Below are 15,336 nucleotides of genomic sequence, written 5' to 3'. Positions count from 1 at the left end.
AATTGGTTCAAGAAGTATCATCTTCAATCCTTTTTCATATATTTTAATCCCTTTTTATATACGTAGAATGTTGATAGAATGGATTACAATAGATTTGATATACTTAAAATTCATAAGTATATTTCTCAAAACGTTAATTATACGAACCTTCAAGAGGCTCTCAACCAGATTGGTTGGGGGTCTTTTTTGGGGGAAAATGAAAAAACCTAGGCTAAGCCCAGGGTTTTCATTTTTGTATTTGAAAGTTAATTGTCCATTGTCCCTTTTGATTAAGAATGGAATCTGTATTTAGTGAAACATTTGATGTTGCAGGTCTATACTGCGGCAAATCCACTTTAATGGCGCCTTGATATTTTTGATCGCTTATTTTTTTGTGCCAAGCGTCATTTCCTTGAACAACCCTGTTTCCAATAGTTAGATCTAAATTTTTCATAATTCCCAATCCGTTCTCATCCATTAGAGGACCTGATACGGATTGAATAGTGTAATACACAGTCATCTCTTGACCGTAGTTTTGAATTTCATAGTTATTAATGGTAAGTTTGATACCTTTATTTTGGGACGTTCCAAGTACCGATTCGGCTTTCGTGACTTGAGTCACCCCAATAAGTAAGCAAAGAGAAAAAACAAATCCAACAAAACCATTAGTGAGAATCTTCAATTGAATCACCATCCTATTAAATTATGTTTATGTGCATAAAGTTGACAAAAACGTAATTGGACCTCTTATATCCACATCACTTTATCAAAGCTTTATGAACATCTTCGATTATAGATTGTCTCCATTTTAAGGAAATATTCTCCTCTTTCACTTTTGCGTGAAATTCATCGATAAAATTCTTTTCTATTTGTTTTTCTTTTGCATAATTAACCATACTTTAACTCAATATAGAAAAAGAGGTAGGTCTAATACAAACGTGTCTTCCGGTTAAGGGGAAAAAATAAAGCATTTGACCACTCTAGATTCTATAGAATAGGAGGACTTTTCTTGAAGCGCTATTTCAAAGTGTTAAGCATAGCGGTGATTGCGGTACTACTGATTGCTGGTTGTGCAACAAAACAAGGAAATAAGCAGAAAAACAATGCAAACAAAGCTAATCAGCCAACCAAAGTAAATAAGGAAACTGGGTTTCCAAATTGGGGTTATGACCTTCAACAAACAAGAAATGTGCCTTATAACAAAATTACAAAAGATAATGTGAAAAATTTAGGTGTTGTTTGGCAACAGGATTTAGCAGGCTGGGATAAGGGCGTTCCTAATGCGTCAGAGGATTACCCAGTTGTTAAAGACGGTGTTATGTATGTAACAACTTCATTAAACAGAGTGTTTGCGATGGATGTTTCTAATGGAAAGAAAATTTGGGAGTGGAAACCGCCAAAGGATGTACTAGATCATCTTAAAAAAGCGGACTTAAGTCTTTTAGAGGTTGTAGCTAGCCGTGGTGTAGCGGTTGCGGAAGGTAAAGTATTTGTCCTTATTGCTGATAATCGTTTAGCAAAGATAGACGCAAAAACAGGGAAATTAGATAAAATAATTAATTTTTGGGATACAAAAGGGATGGAAAATGTCACCCTTGAAAACAGGTATTATGAAACATCCGCTCCTATGTACTACAAAGGGAATATCTATGTAGGAAGTAGTGGAGGCGATAATGGAATTCGCGGCTTTGTTATGGCTTTTAAAGCAAGCGATCTTTCCCCTGCTTGGGACGGGCCATTTTGGACTGTTCCTGATAAAGGAAAAGATTGGGTGAAAGGAAAGTATACTGGTGGTGGAGCAGTTTGGAATCCGATGGCATTTGATCCTGATACAGATATGATGTATTTTGGGGTAGGAAATCCAGCTCCAGATTACTTTATAAAGATTCGCCCAGGTAAAAATCCTTACACCGACTCGGTTGTGGCTCTTGATAGTAATACAGGTAAATTCATTTGGGCAAATTCGGAAATGGAAAATGATGAGTGGGATTATGATGCGGCATCCACTCCAATGATTCTGAATGCAACCGTCAAAGGCAACAAGCAAAAGGTCGTCGTTCATGGTGGTAAAAACGGAAAATGGTATGCTTGGGATGCGAAATCTGGCGATACCATTTATGATGGAGTACCATTCGTCAAGATCAAGCATACACCACTCACGACGGATAAAAACAAAGCTGTTCTCCAATGGCCTGGTGTGGAAGGTGGTCAAAATTACGGTGTTGAAACATATGATCCTGGAACCAATTATGTGCTGATTCCTGGTATTAACATGCCAACTTTAGGTATTGCAGCAAAAGATGAAAAAGAAATAGAACAAAAAAATGGTTTATTCCCGGGAACAGAGGTATTACCTTCTCCTAAAGGTACTGAGTCATCTGGTACCATTACTGCTATCGATTTAGATACCGGTAAGCAAGCCTATCAAATTAAGACGAAACAACCGCAGCGCGGAGGTTACACAAGTACTACAACAGGACTTGCATTTTATGGAGAATTGGATGGAACTGCTAGCGCTATAGACATTAAGACAGGAAAGAAATTATGGAATGCCAAAACCGGTGGACAACAGGTTATGATGGCACCGGCAATTTATATGGATAATGACAACCAATACGTTACTTTTGTGACTGGTACGAAGGTTGTTACATTTGGACTTGGGGGCAATAAATCAGTTACTCCGGAACAAAGTCCAGAAGGTTCAGGTAAAAATGATAATGCCAATGATGGAAGCAGTGGTAATAAGGAAAAAGCTAAAAAGCAACCTGGAAATACTGCCGCTCCAGCAATTTACAAAAAGAGTTGTGCGTCGTGCCATGGACAAACTCTTGGCGGTGGCGTCGGCCCTAACCTAACGCATATCGGTAGTAAAATGTCTGAACAAGATATATTAAATCAGATTATAAACGGAGGCGGTCGTATGCCTGCGGGTATGGCAACAGGAGATGATGCGAAAACGTTGGCAAGATGGCTCTCTCAAAAGAAATAACTTTCAAAAGTACAAATGAATTATAAATGTAGACAACCTGAGTTTTGATGGACTCAGGTTGTTTTATATTCATTGAGCGGGTACACGGATATTGGTTAATTTTAGGAAAAGGATTTGAAATATGCAGTTCAAATTAAAATTCGTGCAGATGGATTAACATTTCGTGCAGTTGATCTTCATTTTTGTGCAGATAGGGTTCAAAATCTAATCATTTACGTTAAAGATAAGAAATTTCGTAACTATCCCAGCGGTTTTAGCTGCGTTTTTTTTCGTTTGCCTGAATAATTGCCCGATATGCCTGAATTATGTTTGAAACCGCCTGAATTATTACTCGAACTGCCTGAATTATGTTTAAAACTGCCTGAATTATTTTTATAAGAAAGGTGAAGTAGGACAAGAATATTCCATATTCTTGTCCCTTCTTATAAATTGCAAAAATCCGTACACTTTTGGACAACTTTAAGTCAAAATTCTGGTTATTTCGGGGTATCCACCGACATAAGATTAATTTGAAAGGGAAAATCAGAAAGATTTTCACAATTGTTGATGTCATGAAAGGTGGTGACTAACATGTGGAAGAAGCCTGAATACAAAGTGATAAATACTTCTTCTGAAGTGACAATGTATGCCTATGTTGGTAAATAGCATGGATACTGCATTCTTTAATGGGGTTAAACAAAACAAGAGGTGGTGCTATTAGAATGAAACGATACTTAAAAGCAATAATAGGTGCGATTGTCGGGATTATATCATCTGGAGTCTGGTTGACCGTAGATCTCTTGACTCCTGAACCTATAGGAGATTATTTATTATATGGACTCATGGCAATAACAAATATGGTGATTGGATGGCAGATTGGAAGAGTATTGGAGAAGTCAAGAGAAGTTAGCAAAAATGAAGTTCTTGAATCATCAAAGAAAGGACTGAAGCCAGATTCGAATTAGAGTCTTAGGAGCAGCGGCAGGAGGAGGGTTTCCACAGTGGAACTGTGCTTGTTCAAACTGTCGTGGATTTCGTGAAGGAAACGATGCATATCACTCGTTATTACAATCTTGTCTTGCGGTAAGTGCAAATGAAAGGGACTGGTACCTTATTAATGCTGGCCCTGATATTCATCACCAAATTGAATCATTTCCTGCACTGCATGCGGGTCCTGGAATAAGAGAGACACCTTTAGCGGGTGTTATTTTAACGGATGCTGAGCTTGATCATACGATCGGGCTATTGTCATTACGGGAAGGCTCTAGTTTGACTATCTATGGAACCGAGATGGTGCGCAAAAGTTTACACTCGAATTTTCCAGTATTTCCGATGCTGGAAAGCTATTGTTCATGGAAATGGGAGTCCCTTTACCCCGATTCGGTACAACGAATAGGACCAGAAGCAGAAGAAACAATTATCGTTGAAACAGTCCCAGTATCAAGAAAACCTCCACTCTATGTCAAGTCGAACAGCAAAGATAATAGCAATGAGGAAATTTGGGAGGTCGGGTTGGTTTTGCATAATAAAAAATCTGGGAAATGTCTTGCGTATTTTCCTACATTAGAAGAGTTCACACCTACAATTGAAGCAAGCTTGAAGAAAGCGGACATTTTAATGGTAGATGGTACCTTTTGGTCAGCAGATGAATTGGTAGAAGTAGGTGCAACGAAGCGCAATGCAAGAAGTATGGGACATTTGCCAATTGGTGGCGAAAGCGGGGGGACAGCAGAAAAATTAGCGACTTTTCCAGCAGAGCGAAAAATCCTTATACACATTAACAATAGTAACCCTGTTTTAAAAATAGGCAGCAGGGAGAGGAATACATTAGAAAGACTTGGATTTGAGATTGCCTTTGAAGGAATGGAAGTGGAGGTGTAAACATGCTTGAAAAAGGAGGTTTCGTTAACCAGGAAATGAAATTGGAGCAAGATAAAGAAATGCTGTGGATGCCGGATGAATTTACAGATCGTTTAAAAGATGTAGGACGTTCCTATTATCACGATAAACATCCTTTTCATGTAAAAATGCACCAAGGTAAATTAAGCCGTGAACAAATTCAAGGCTGGGTAGCTAATCGGTTCTACTATCAGAAATCTGTTCCGATTAAAGATGCAGCCATCCTCTCAAATTTGCCATCAATGGAACTAAGACGTGAATGGATTGGACGAATCATGGATCATGACGGAACGCATGGAGAAGATGGCGGTATTGAAGCGTGGCTTAGGCTAGGAGAAGCTGTAGGGTTATCTCGGGAAGAAGTATTGAACGAGAAGCGTGTTGTTCCTGGCGTTCGTTTTGCCGTCGATGCCTATGTTAACTTTGCACGGACAAAACCATGGATTGAAGCGGTTGCTTCTTCGTTAACGGAATTATTTTCACCAGATCTAATCTCAAAGCGAATTAAAGTGCTTGAAAAGTTATATCCGTGGATTGACAGCAGTGGGCTTGATTATTTCCAAAATCGGTTAACTCAAGCGCCGCGTGATTCGGACACTGCGCTTAGGCTTGTTTTGACCTATTGCCAAACACCGGAAGATCAACAGCGTGCAGTCGCTGCGCTACGTTTCAAGTGTGATGTATTATGGGCGCAGTTAGATGCCACCGAAAAGGCTTTCTACTCAAAGACATAATCGATGATTCATGATAGACCAAAAAGAATAAAGGATTGGTGGTGGAGTATATTTTAGTAAGTTGCTTTCCAAGTCTCGCAGCAAAGGCACGTCTAAAATTTGATAAGGTGAGAGAAAAGCATCTCCTTTTATTACCGGAAAAGGTTGTGGTTTTAAATGAAACTGCCGCTTCTATCCTTATTCTATGTGACGGAAATCAAACAGTGAAAGCACTCGCAGAAAGGTTAAGGAACTCGCTTAAAGTAGGCACAGAAGGTAGCGAGGCAGATGCTTTGCCAGATTTAAAAACAATGGAGGAGGATATTTCCGAGTTTCTTCAAGAGATGGCGGATCAAGGATGGGTGGTGATCGATAATGACCCAAAGAAGTAATCCAGCCCAGCCACCATACTCTCTGCTTGCGGAGTTGACTCATCAATGTCCATTACATTGTCCATATTGTTCTAATCCTGTAGAGATGGCACTTAAAAAATCAGAGCTTTCTACTGAAGAGTGGTGCCGTGTTTTATCCGAAGCCGCCGATCTTGGAGTAGTAGAAGTTCATTTTTCGGGTGGTGAGCCGCTCTTACGGGATGACATAGAGACATTAATTCATCATGCTACTTCATTAGAAATGTACACCAATCTTATTACAAGCGGAATTGGATTAACGGCTGAAAAGGCTAATCGTCTAAGAGAAGCTGGTTTGGCCAATGTTCAGATTAGTTTTCAAGCCGGAGAGGCAAGGCTTTCGGATATCATTGGAGGATATAAAGCCTTTGAAAAGAAAAAAGAAGCGGTCAAGGCGGTAAAAAAAGCGGAAATGCACTTATCATTAAATGTTGTGTTACACCAGATGAATATTGATTATCTGGATCAGATTATTAAGTTAGCGGAGGAAATGGGAGCGGAACGTCTGGAGCTAGCGAACACTCAGTATTATAATTGGGCATTACTCAATCGAGAGCGGCTATTGCCGAGTAGGGATCAAATTGAACTTGCTCGAGAAACCTATGAAACAGCTAAGAAACGCCTGGGAAACAAAATGGAAATCATTTGGGTCATTCCTGATTATTATGCATCAACACCAAAACCATGTATGGGGGGATGGGGAACGATTGGCCTTACTGTTGCTCCGGATGGAGTTGTCCTTCCATGCCCAACTGCTAGCGTGATTAAAGCTTTATCCTTTGAAAACGTACGTGATTCCTCTTTAAAAAGCATTTGGTATGAATCAGATTCCTTTAACCGTTTTCGTGGTCATGAATGGATGCCTGAACCATGCCGTTCCTGTGATCTGAGACATGAAGATGGCGGGGGATGCCGCTGTCAGGCTTATGCTTTGACAGGAGATACTTATGCAACAGACCCTGCTTGCAACTTGGCCCCGAAGCATCATTTGATTGAAGAAGCTATACACGAAACTAATAGTAAGACTTTGATACCAGCATCACAAATGATATATCGGAAATACCTTTCTCATAAACCTATAGTTGTAAAAAAATAATTGATTTGGTACCAAATATCTTGGTACCTTTTTTTCTATTTGATTAACGTGCTCTGAGACAAGTTGTGAAGAATAGAAACCTCCCAACATTTAGTGAAAATCCCCGATAAAAAGACGGAACCGCAGAACCTTCTAGTAACAGCCCATCCTATTTTTAGTTCAACAAAACTAAATAACCCATTTAAAAAGAATGGACGTAGCAAGGGTAATCCAAATGAGGAGGATAACAACAGCTGCAGCCCAATTTTTCCCCAATCTTTTCGGAGTTTTCTCGGCAATCTCTCGACATTCTTGCAGTACATGATTTGGAATCATAGTGAATGCGCCTAATATCCCCACTGGCAACAAAATAGCCTCATCCAAATAACCTAATATGGGAATGACATCGGGAATAAAATCAATTGGACTTAACGCATATGCAACAATAAAAAGGGAAAATACTTTTGCGTACCATGGCGTATCCTGATGACGATAGGCAAGATAGAGAACATAAATATTACGTTTTACTCTTTGTATAAGGTTCTTCCACTTATTAAGATTATTCTTCATATTGTTTACTTCCTTCTCTAGCTACTCACTATGCATTGAGCAGCTTTGCATTTTTTAAATCATAATATGCCCAGATGCACTTGTTGTGATGCATAAATAAGGATGTTGTTTGGAACTATAAATAAAGCCAAAATTCCCTAAAAAAGAAATGACGTGATGGATATGAAATTTTTTAAGAATACGGTAGTTGAACAAATACACTCTGGGGCACGTAGGCTTATGATGGTAAATGCCTTACGAAGTGTTGGACAAGGTATGATGGTAGTTGATTTGGCTCTATATTTACATGCATTAGGGTGGAGTACAGCTGCGATTGGTGGAGTGCTGACTACTGCGGGCATACTTGGTGTAGGACTAGTACCATTCATAGGTGTTTTAAGTGATCGTTTCGGTAGAAAATCATTTATCTTTTTTTATGAAATATTAGCAGCCGCATGTGCCTTAATCGGAGTGTTTTCTACAGACTTTATTTTGCTGTTTATCGCCATCACACTTGCAGGCTTTGGAAAAGCAGATGCTGGCTCACCTAGTCCGAGTGCCCCAGCGGAGCAAGCATGGCTCGCTGCTTTTATCCATCCAACGGATCGAGGAAAAATTTATAGTTTAAATAATGCACTTAGCTTTTTTGGGATGGCAGCCGGCGCACTACTAGCAGGGACTACCACTATATGGGAAAATAATTTTTTCGGAGTAACTGCTTATCGACTTGTATTCTTTTTTATCTTTGTAGTATATCTTGTTACCGCAACGATTATTTTAACCATTCGTGGTGGGGAATCCAAAAGACAGTATGGATACAAAGTAGAGGAGGCTAAGAAACAAGAAAAGAAAATCTTACACGAAGAAAATGTAGCTGTTTTTAAGCTTGCTGCTATTAACATTCTTAACGGGATTGCCATTGGTTTGACGGGACCTATGATGTCCTATTGGTTTTCGATTAAATTTGGGGCAAGCAATACTCAGATAGGGAGTACATTGGCGATTACATTTTTTGCGACAGGAGTTACTTCGCTTCTTCAAGCAAGGTTGTCACACAAACACGGGAATATTCGATCCATTGTTTTGGTGCGCTTCATTGCAAGTCTTCTTTTACTTATGATGCCGTTATTATCTAACTATGTACTCGTGTCTGTATTATATATTTTTCGAACAGCTTTAAATCGAGGGACACAGGGTGCGCAGCAAGCACTGAGTGTTAGTTTGACTCGTGACATGCGCCGCGGCTTCGCTTCCAGCATCAATATTCTGTCGATGCGTCTTCCAACATCGATTGGTCCTTATATTGCCGGCTATCTTTTTGGCTTAGGCTCACTTGCTCTCCCTTTTTACATAGCATCTGGTTTACAGCTTAGTTTTGCTTATTTATATGGAAGAATCTTTAACACTTACGATGTTCATATGAAATCGCAGGCTTCCTCCGGCTAAAAGTGCTTCCACATTTCGTATTGTCTAGTTCCAGGTGAAATTTGTACTTCAATTTCAATAGCGCTTATCAACTAGCAAACTTCCGGTCTCCTCCCTACGATAAGTCAACATCAACTCGTGAATTACCTCGTTGTGTTTCCTTTATCTCAGTCGAAGCCCTACAGTTTGTACGTCGATGGGCGAAGCGCTTCCACATTTCGTATTGATTGGTAATGTTTTAGCGAATCAGATGATAACATTCGTTGAAAAATAGGGGTAGGAGGATGGGATATGAATGTTATCACAACTTTAACTGCTAAAAGACGAGAAAGACAAATAAAAAATGAGCGCAAATTGCTACTGGAGCTTTCTATTGAAAGCTTAAAGAAAAGTGTGCAAGACTCATTTGGCTCGGAGCGAGTTCAAGGTGGAATATGGGTTCAACAAGGAGTAGAGGAAGGTTGCTACGATGTTGCTATAGAAGCTTATTTATTAGGTGGACAATATAGTCGCTTTGGTTATGGTGGAGAGCCAATAGAACATATAAAATCACGCTGTGAAAAAGAAATTAGACATTTGACAGATACTCTTTATAATTTCTGGCTTTATTGGAAGTTTGGGGATGAAAGCCTTATTCAAGAGTCAACATATTATTCATGTGAGCACTTCGTGGATAAATGGTGGATGGAAGGTTTTAAAAAAGGAGAACAGAGGAGAAAATTAAGGCTACATTAATTGCAGTTGTTAAACTAAGTAATGGGACATTTTGTCCCATTTTTCATGTTCTAAATCTGCTCCTTGTCCCATATGTTTTCAATAGAGACAAGGAAGGGAAAGAATCTAAATGAAACAAAGGGTAAAAATTTTTAGTTTTATACTTGGTGCAATATTGCTATTTTTGCTTTTTCAATTTCAATTTTTTCAAAAAGATACTTGGGATTCATGGAATCTACCGCTTTCAGGGAAAATTATTTATCTAGATCCAGGTCATGGCGGTCCTGATGGTGGAGCGGGGAATAAAGATGCATTAGAAAAGGAAATAGCTTTGAAAATTTCGTTAAAGCTAAGAGACTTTTTACAAGAGCAGGGTGCGCTAGTTTTAATGACTAGGGAAACGGATAAGGATTTAGCTGGTTCAGATGTAAGAGGTTATAGTAGAAGGAAAGTAGAAGATTTGAAAAAACGATTGCAGCTGATAAATGACTCAGATGCTGATCTTTATATTAGCATTCATCTAAATTCTATCCCGGCTCCGCAGTGGAGTGGTGCACAGACATTTTACTCTCCACACTTTATTGAAAATAAGCGAGTTGCAAAGTTAATACAGAATGAATTAATAAAAAACTTAGGGAATACAGATAGAGAAGCGAAGATGCTGCAAAATGTATATATTGTAAAAAACGCTAAAAAACCCGGTGCGTTAGTAGAAGTGGGATTTCTTTCTAATCCTACAGAAAGACAAAACCTTAAATCAGATAAGTATCAAGAAAAAGTTTCAGCATCTATATATAACGGAATTATGAGATATTTTACAGATGAAAAAGATATAAAATGATGGTAATCTGCTCCGGGATTACCTTTTATTTTTCTCATAGCTTCAATTTCTTCCCTATTCCTAAATTGTGTTATACTTGGATTGGTATAAGAGAAAACGGTTTAAGGGAAGGTGTTTGAATTTGTTAACAGAGCAACAAGTCTTTGAATTATTAAAAGTATTGAAAGATCCTTTTTTACATAAAACACTCGAAGAAACTAATGGAATTGTAGAAATAATGATTAAGGAAGAAAAGGAGCATGTCAGTGTCAAAATTGCAGTTGCAAAAACTGGTACTAGTGAACAAATGCAATTACAAACAGCGATTGTAAATACATTAAAAGGTGCTGGCGCGAAATCAGTAGGAATTCGTTTTTCTGAGCTACCAGAGGAAGTACTCCAACAGTTTCGAGGTTCTGAGCCTGAAAACCAAGGTAACAATCTTTTGTCTCCTAATAGCAAAACAACCTTCGTTGCGATTGCCAGCGGAAAAGGCGGTGTAGGTAAATCTACTGTATCGGTCAATTTAGCCGTTTCCCTTGCAAGACTTGGCAAAAAGGTTGGTTTGATTGATGCAGATATTTATGGGTTCAGTGTTCCGGATATGATGGGTGTAACACAGCGTCCAGTTGTTCGTGGAGAAAGAATTTTCCCAGTCGACAGATTTGGTGTAAAGGTAATTTCCATGGGCTTCTTTGTGGAAGATAATGCACCGGTTATTTGGCGTGGACCAATGCTTGGAAAAATGCTTAATAACTTTTTTACCGAGGTAGAATGGGGCGAGTTAGACTACTTATTACTTGATTTACCTCCAGGAACTGGTGACGTAGCTCTGGACCTTCACACAATGCTTCCACATTGTAAAGAAATCATTGTAACAACACCTCATCCAACTGCAGCATTTGTAGCAGCTCGTGCAGGTGCAATGGCATTGAAAACGGACCATGAGATACTTGGAGTAATTGAAAATATGTCCTTTTTTGAAAGTAAAGTAACTGGTGAACTTGAATATGTATTTGGACAAGGTGGCGGGGAAAAACTTGCCGAAGAATTACAAACAGAGCTTTTAGGTCAGCTTCCACTCCAACAGCCTGATTGGAATGAAGAGGATTTCGCACCATCTATTTATGGTAAGGATCATAAATTAGGCTATATATATGAAGAAATTGCGCAAAAAGTAATTGCGTTATTGAATAAATAAGAAAAGTGAAAGTGTCTTGCACATTCCACTATACTACGGCTGCTTGCGCTAGACAATGACTAATCTCGTGAAATAATTTATATGATAAAAGCTTATACTTTCCTATTATTTAAAAATGAACCTGCTGCATTACGCAGCAGGTTTTCGATTTAACTTCCTCCAGATGAACCTGATTGTTGTCCTCCTGATGTACCACCTTGCTGTTGTCCTTGTTGCCCACCACCCTTTTGGTTATTCATTTCTTGAGCGGCTTTCAATAAAGTGCTTTGAATTTTTGCTTTGAATAGAGGACTATCAAAGGTCTCAATCATTGTATTTTGAAATTGTTTCCGCATTTCTTTACTTTTCATCAAACTAATAACTTGTTTTTGATATTCTGGATCTTTTAATATGGATAGCATCATGCTTTGATAATCAGGGTCTTTCATTAAGCTTTTCAATAAATTTTCATTTTCCGTTTTCATGCCCTTTGCATAAGCCTTTGTAAATTGCGGGTCACTAAAAGCTTTTTTCCAAAAATCTTTTCCTTTATCGGAACTCAAAGTTTGCTCAATTGTTTTTGTCACTGTTGCTTGATCCATAATCAATTGATTTTTCATTTTATCATCCGTCATAATATCCTGAAGAGCTTTTTTGCCTTCGTCTGTTTTCAATATATCAACAATCATTTTTTTTGTTTGATCGTAATCCATTTGCCCAGCTTTTGTATCACTTCCTGAACAAGAAGTTAGCAAAATAATCATTATTATTAGGAGCAATGTAGCGACCTTTTTCATAAGAATAGCTCCTTTCATTTCATTAGGTTGTTTTCGTAGTAATTGTGTCTGTTCGTCATTTGTTATAAATCCTAATCAGCTTAGCTTCGGGGCATCTTTTTTTATAAATTTCATTCATATTTAATCCAAAAGGTTATACCACTTGCGTTTTCGTAGACAAATGTGACAGAGTTTAAAAAAAGAGCCTTTCATGAGACTTTTAATGTTAATATGGGATTTTGCAAAAGATTTATGCATCTTAAGAGGAATTTCTAGATTTTTTATAACATGGTTGGTAAAATCATAAAGATGATTAAATTGGTATTGGAGGATATCTCAATTGACGAGTCGAAATTGGGTGCGTTTGTTTATATCTACTTTAATTGTTGGTGGATTAACAACTGGAATATTGGGTTTTGTGATCCGTTGGAGTGAATTTCAAACGTATTTTGTTCATGTTAATATATTAAGTATTTTCTCCACGTTTATCTGGCTTGTAGGTGTTGGATTTATTTTTAGTGTGATAAGCCAAGTTGGTTATTTTGCTTACTTAACCATTCACCAATTTGGTCTTGGCATTTTTCGGTCATTATGGAATGCTGTACAAGTTGTTCTAATTTTATTTGCTTTATTTGATTTAGTGTATTTCCGTTATGAGAGATTTGCTAAGCATAGTGAAAATATTATGCCATATATTGGATTGGCGATATTTATCCTAGTTGTTGGCTTATTAGTTGCCTATTTTAAAGCGAAGCAATCACAAAAGAATACCTTTATATCTGCATTATTTTTTATGGTGGTTGTAACCATTGTAGAATGGGTTCCAGTTTTGCGTGTGAATGAAGAAAGCTGGATATTCCTTATGATTTATCCGCTAATTATATGTAATGCATATCAAATATTGATTCTTCCTAAATATCTTAAAAGATCTGAGGCGGAGCGGGAGCAAGCGAAGCAGAGGATGGAAATACGTAAGGAAGTAAAGGAGAATAACAAAAAAACACGAGAAAAATAATAACTCGTGTTTTTTTGTTGTTATTGGATAAGTGTTGTCTTAACTTTTCCATTTGCAATCATATCGGAAACTTTAATAAAGCTCCCTTTTTTCGATAGTTCCTCCACGATAGCGGGTATTGCCTTTGCCGTTTGCCGCGCAGAATCGGATGCATGAAATAAAATAATATCTCCATTTTTAGCCATTGTCGTCTTTTTCACAATTATATTAACACCAGGATTTTTCCAATCATCAGAATTGACACTCCAATGAACGACAGTTAAACCTAAATTTTCTGCAACTTTTAATGTTTTTTGATCAAAATGGCCAGTCGGAGAACGGAGAAGTTTTACATTCTTTATATTAAGCTTTTTAAATACCCCTTGTGCCTTCATAATATCACTTTTAATTTCACTAGTCTCGAGCTCTGTGTAATCCTCGTAAGCGTAACCTAAGCTACCAATTTCATATCCTTGTTTCATAATTTTATCCACTATATCTGGGTGTCGCTCTGCCCAAGACCCAGAAAGGAAAAAGGTGGCGGATTTTACCCCTTCTTTATCTAATGCATCAATAATCGGAACGGCTTTTTCATCTCCCCAACCAATATCAAATGTTAATGCAATCCCTTTTTCTCCTTTATAAATAGCTTTTGGCCCTTCCTTTGTAGAAAAAACGGAGACATTTGCGGCGGACTGGGAATAGAAAAAGAGAGCAGTAAAAAAAGAAACGACTAAAATTAATGTTAATTGCTTAACTTTACGTCCGTTTAAAACCATGAAAAAATTCATATCGATCCCCCTTATTGTGAAAATTTCCCTTTTATTTAGATCAATAATTATATAGACAAGTTCTATATAAAAATCTTATGCTTGCCCATATAAAAAATATGTCCAAAAAGATTTTTCTTCTTATAATTTTGGGTTATTTGGAAAAAACTACATTTACTTAAGAAAAGCCTCACTGTTTTGTTTATCGACTATTTCTTCTATGGTATTGCTAAAGGAAACTTTATGAAAATTGATAAGAGAGATAAAGAATAGAGCTGTTAAAGAATTTAGACTTAAATAATTTAACGTAGGGGGTCAACAGTATGCTCGGATTGATCATTCATGAAAAAGAAAAGTTAGAAATTCAATATTTACTGAAGAGGGAAATGGATGAGATACTACATGATTTAAAAGAGCCTCGAATTGATCACATCGTAAAAAGGGCTATGAAGGAACGATATAAAATCTTATTTTCGCTTTTTACAAGAGTTGCACCGCATAATGAGTGCATAAATTATATCATTCCGACAAAGGAAAAGAAGGAAAGTTAATAATTCGTATAAAAAATGAGAAAGAGGGGTTGACTCGACATAAAATACCTGATATATTAATACATGTCGCTAAGGACGACAAAAAAGTTGTTGACATGATAACGCCTTAGTGATATATTATAAAAGTTGCTGTTAAGAAAGCAACTGAAATTGATCTTTGAAAACTAAACAGAACGAAACGTCAATGTTTTAAATTATATGAGCTATATCAAACATCTTTTTGGAGAGTTTGATCCTGGCTCAGGACGAACGCTGGCGGCGTGCCTAATACATGCAAGTCGAGCGGACAATTAGGAGCTTGCTCCTAATTGTTAGCGGCGGACGGGTGAGTAACACGTGGGTAACCTGCCTGTAAGACTGGGATAACTCCGGGAAACCGGGGCTAATACCGGATAACTTCTTTTCTCGCATGAGGAAAGATTGAAAGATGGCTTCGGCTATCACTTACAGATGGACCCGCGGCGCATTAGCTAGTTGGTGAGGTAACGGCTCACCAAGGCGACGATGCGTAGC

18 protein-coding genes and 1 rRNA gene are annotated in these 15,336 nt (G+C 37.9%); 14 read left to right on the top strand and 5 right to left on the bottom strand.

Features of this window, described 5'->3' with window-relative positions; genetic code table 11:
- Positions 1–226: 226 nt before the first annotated feature.
- Both AC3WJF_RS09980 and AC3WJF_RS09975 read right to left on the bottom strand, forming a co-directional pair.
- Complete coding sequence (locus AC3WJF_RS09980; RefSeq protein ID WP_492451685.1) at positions 227–661, bottom strand: hypothetical protein; 435 nt, start codon at positions 659–661, stop codon at positions 227–229.
- Positions 662–737: 76 nt separating this feature from the next.
- The gene (locus AC3WJF_RS09975; protein ID WP_492451683.1) at positions 738–875 is read right to left on the bottom strand and encodes a hypothetical protein; all 138 of its coding nucleotides are present in this window, start codon (positions 873–875) and stop codon (positions 738–740) included.
- A 113-nt stretch (positions 876–988) separates the two neighbouring features.
- On the opposite strand from AC3WJF_RS09975, the gene AC3WJF_RS09970 reads away from it, so the two are divergent.
- The 7 genes from AC3WJF_RS09970 to pqqE all read left to right on the top strand — a co-directional run bounded on the left by AC3WJF_RS09970 (position 989) and on the right by pqqE (position 7,065).
- Positions 989–2,968: an outer membrane protein assembly factor BamB family protein gene (locus tag AC3WJF_RS09970; protein WP_492451681.1), complete on the top strand. Its 1,980-nt coding sequence runs from the start codon at positions 989–991 to the stop codon at positions 2,966–2,968.
- Between the two features lie 570 nt (positions 2,969–3,538).
- The gene (gene pqqA, locus AC3WJF_RS09965) at positions 3,539–3,613 is read left to right on the top strand and encodes a pyrroloquinoline quinone precursor peptide PqqA (protein ID WP_152982403.1); all 75 of its coding nucleotides are present in this window, start codon (positions 3,539–3,541) and stop codon (positions 3,611–3,613) included.
- Positions 3,614–3,669: 56 nt separating this feature from the next.
- Positions 3,670–3,912, top strand: coding sequence for a hypothetical protein (locus AC3WJF_RS09960; protein ID WP_492451679.1), 243 nt, complete (start codon positions 3,670–3,672; stop codon positions 3,910–3,912).
- Positions 3,902–4,828 carry a pyrroloquinoline quinone biosynthesis protein PqqB gene (gene pqqB, locus AC3WJF_RS09955; RefSeq protein WP_492451825.1) on the top strand — a complete coding sequence of 309 codons (927 nt, stop codon included), beginning with the start codon at positions 3,902–3,904 and terminating at the stop codon, positions 4,826–4,828. Before AC3WJF_RS09960 ends, pqqB begins: the two co-directional genes overlap by 11 nt.
- A 2-nt stretch (positions 4,829–4,830) precedes the next feature.
- Complete coding sequence (gene pqqC, locus AC3WJF_RS09950; protein WP_492451677.1) at positions 4,831–5,580, top strand: pyrroloquinoline-quinone synthase PqqC; 750 nt, start codon at positions 4,831–4,833, stop codon at positions 5,578–5,580.
- 41 nt (positions 5,581–5,621) lie between these two features.
- The gene (gene pqqD / locus AC3WJF_RS09945; protein WP_492451675.1) at positions 5,622–5,951 is read left to right on the top strand and encodes a pyrroloquinoline quinone biosynthesis peptide chaperone PqqD; all 330 of its coding nucleotides are present in this window, start codon (positions 5,622–5,624) and stop codon (positions 5,949–5,951) included.
- The gene (pqqE, locus tag AC3WJF_RS09940; protein WP_492451673.1) at positions 5,935–7,065 is read left to right on the top strand and encodes a pyrroloquinoline quinone biosynthesis protein PqqE; all 1,131 of its coding nucleotides are present in this window, start codon (positions 5,935–5,937) and stop codon (positions 7,063–7,065) included. The genes pqqD and pqqE overlap by 17 nt, the downstream gene beginning before the upstream one ends.
- A gap of 168 nt (positions 7,066–7,233) precedes the next feature.
- Here the strand turns inward: pqqE and AC3WJF_RS09935 are convergent, their stop codons facing one another.
- Positions 7,234–7,614 carry a YkvA family protein gene (locus tag AC3WJF_RS09935; protein WP_492451671.1) on the bottom strand — a complete coding sequence of 127 codons (381 nt, stop codon included), beginning with the start codon at positions 7,612–7,614 and terminating at the stop codon, positions 7,234–7,236.
- Positions 7,615–7,833: 219 nt separating this feature from the next.
- Between AC3WJF_RS09935 and AC3WJF_RS09930 the strand changes: the two genes are divergently transcribed.
- The 4 genes from AC3WJF_RS09930 to AC3WJF_RS09915 all read left to right on the top strand — a co-directional run bounded on the left by AC3WJF_RS09930 (position 7,834) and on the right by AC3WJF_RS09915 (position 11,753).
- A complete protein-coding gene (locus AC3WJF_RS09930; RefSeq protein ID WP_492451669.1) occupies positions 7,834–9,039 on the top strand; it encodes an MFS transporter in 1,206 nt (401 codons plus the stop codon).
- Positions 9,040–9,309: 270 nt separating this feature from the next.
- Entirely contained in the window at positions 9,310–9,753 is a 444-nt protein-coding gene (locus tag AC3WJF_RS09925) for a DUF2521 family protein (protein ID WP_492451667.1), read from the top strand.
- A gap of 109 nt (positions 9,754–9,862) precedes the next feature.
- Positions 9,863–10,573, top strand: a complete 711-nt coding sequence (cwlD, locus tag AC3WJF_RS09920) for an N-acetylmuramoyl-L-alanine amidase CwlD (RefSeq protein WP_492451666.1) — start codon at positions 9,863–9,865, stop codon at positions 10,571–10,573.
- Between the two features lie 121 nt (positions 10,574–10,694).
- Positions 10,695–11,753 carry a P-loop NTPase gene (locus tag AC3WJF_RS09915; RefSeq protein ID WP_492451664.1) on the top strand — a complete coding sequence of 353 codons (1,059 nt, stop codon included), beginning with the start codon at positions 10,695–10,697 and terminating at the stop codon, positions 11,751–11,753.
- Positions 11,754–11,902: 149 nt separating this feature from the next.
- On the opposite strand, the gene gerD is transcribed toward AC3WJF_RS09915, so the two are convergent.
- Positions 11,903–12,529, bottom strand: a complete 627-nt coding sequence (gene gerD, locus AC3WJF_RS09910) for a spore germination lipoprotein GerD (RefSeq protein ID WP_492451661.1) — start codon at positions 12,527–12,529, stop codon at positions 11,903–11,905.
- Positions 12,530–12,848: 319 nt separating this feature from the next.
- Between gerD and AC3WJF_RS09905 the strand changes: the two genes are divergently transcribed.
- Positions 12,849–13,523, top strand: coding sequence for a KinB-signaling pathway activation protein (locus AC3WJF_RS09905; protein ID WP_492451659.1), 675 nt, complete (start codon positions 12,849–12,851; stop codon positions 13,521–13,523).
- Between the two features lie 20 nt (positions 13,524–13,543).
- On the opposite strand, the gene pdaB is transcribed toward AC3WJF_RS09905, so the two are convergent.
- Positions 13,544–14,293 (bottom strand): polysaccharide deacetylase family sporulation protein PdaB, encoded by a 750-nt coding sequence (gene pdaB / locus AC3WJF_RS09900; protein WP_492451657.1) that lies wholly within the window; start codon positions 14,291–14,293, stop codon positions 13,544–13,546.
- Positions 14,294–14,595: 302 nt separating this feature from the next.
- Between pdaB and AC3WJF_RS09895 the strand changes: the two genes are divergently transcribed.
- Together AC3WJF_RS09895 and AC3WJF_RS09890 are read left to right on the top strand one after the other, a co-directional pair.
- Positions 14,596–14,823 (top strand): hypothetical protein, encoded by a 228-nt coding sequence (locus AC3WJF_RS09895; RefSeq protein ID WP_492451655.1) that lies wholly within the window; start codon positions 14,596–14,598, stop codon positions 14,821–14,823.
- 217 nt (positions 14,824–15,040) lie between these two features.
- Positions 15,041–15,336, top strand: a 16S ribosomal RNA gene (locus AC3WJF_RS09890); the annotation flags it as partial.

The sequence above is a fragment of the Heyndrickxia sp. FW510-T9 genome (genome assembly GCF_058781025.1).
This window is presented reverse-complemented; position numbering and strand designations above follow the sequence as displayed.

Bases quoted from the DNA above. Each gene is read 5' to 3' on its own strand.
- AC3WJF_RS09975 (WP_492451683.1), bottom strand. From the start codon at position 875: ATGGTTAATTATGCAAAAGAAAAACAAATAGAAAAGAATTTTATCGAT.
- AC3WJF_RS09960 (WP_492451679.1), top strand. From the start codon at position 3,670: ATGAAACGATACTTAAAAGCAATAATAGGTGCGATTGTCGGGATTATA.
- pqqC (WP_492451677.1), top strand. From the start codon at position 4,831: ATGCTTGAAAAAGGAGGTTTCGTTAACCAGGAAATGAAATTGGAGCAA.
- pqqE (WP_492451673.1), top strand. From the start codon at position 5,935: ATGACCCAAAGAAGTAATCCAGCCCAGCCACCATACTCTCTGCTTGCG.
- AC3WJF_RS09935 (WP_492451671.1), bottom strand. From the start codon at position 7,614: ATGAAGAATAATCTTAATAAGTGGAAGAACCTTATACAAAGAGTAAAA.
- AC3WJF_RS09930 (WP_492451669.1), top strand. From the start codon at position 7,834: ATGATGGTAAATGCCTTACGAAGTGTTGGACAAGGTATGATGGTAGTT.
- AC3WJF_RS09925 (WP_492451667.1), top strand. From the start codon at position 9,310: ATGAATGTTATCACAACTTTAACTGCTAAAAGACGAGAAAGACAAATA.
- cwlD (WP_492451666.1), top strand. From the start codon at position 9,863: ATGAAACAAAGGGTAAAAATTTTTAGTTTTATACTTGGTGCAATATTG.
- gerD (WP_492451661.1), bottom strand. From the start codon at position 12,529: ATGAAAAAGGTCGCTACATTGCTCCTAATAATAATGATTATTTTGCTA.
- pdaB (WP_492451657.1), bottom strand. From the start codon at position 14,293: ATGAATTTTTTCATGGTTTTAAACGGACGTAAAGTTAAGCAATTAACA.
- AC3WJF_RS09895 (WP_492451655.1), top strand. From the start codon at position 14,596: ATGCTCGGATTGATCATTCATGAAAAAGAAAAGTTAGAAATTCAATAT.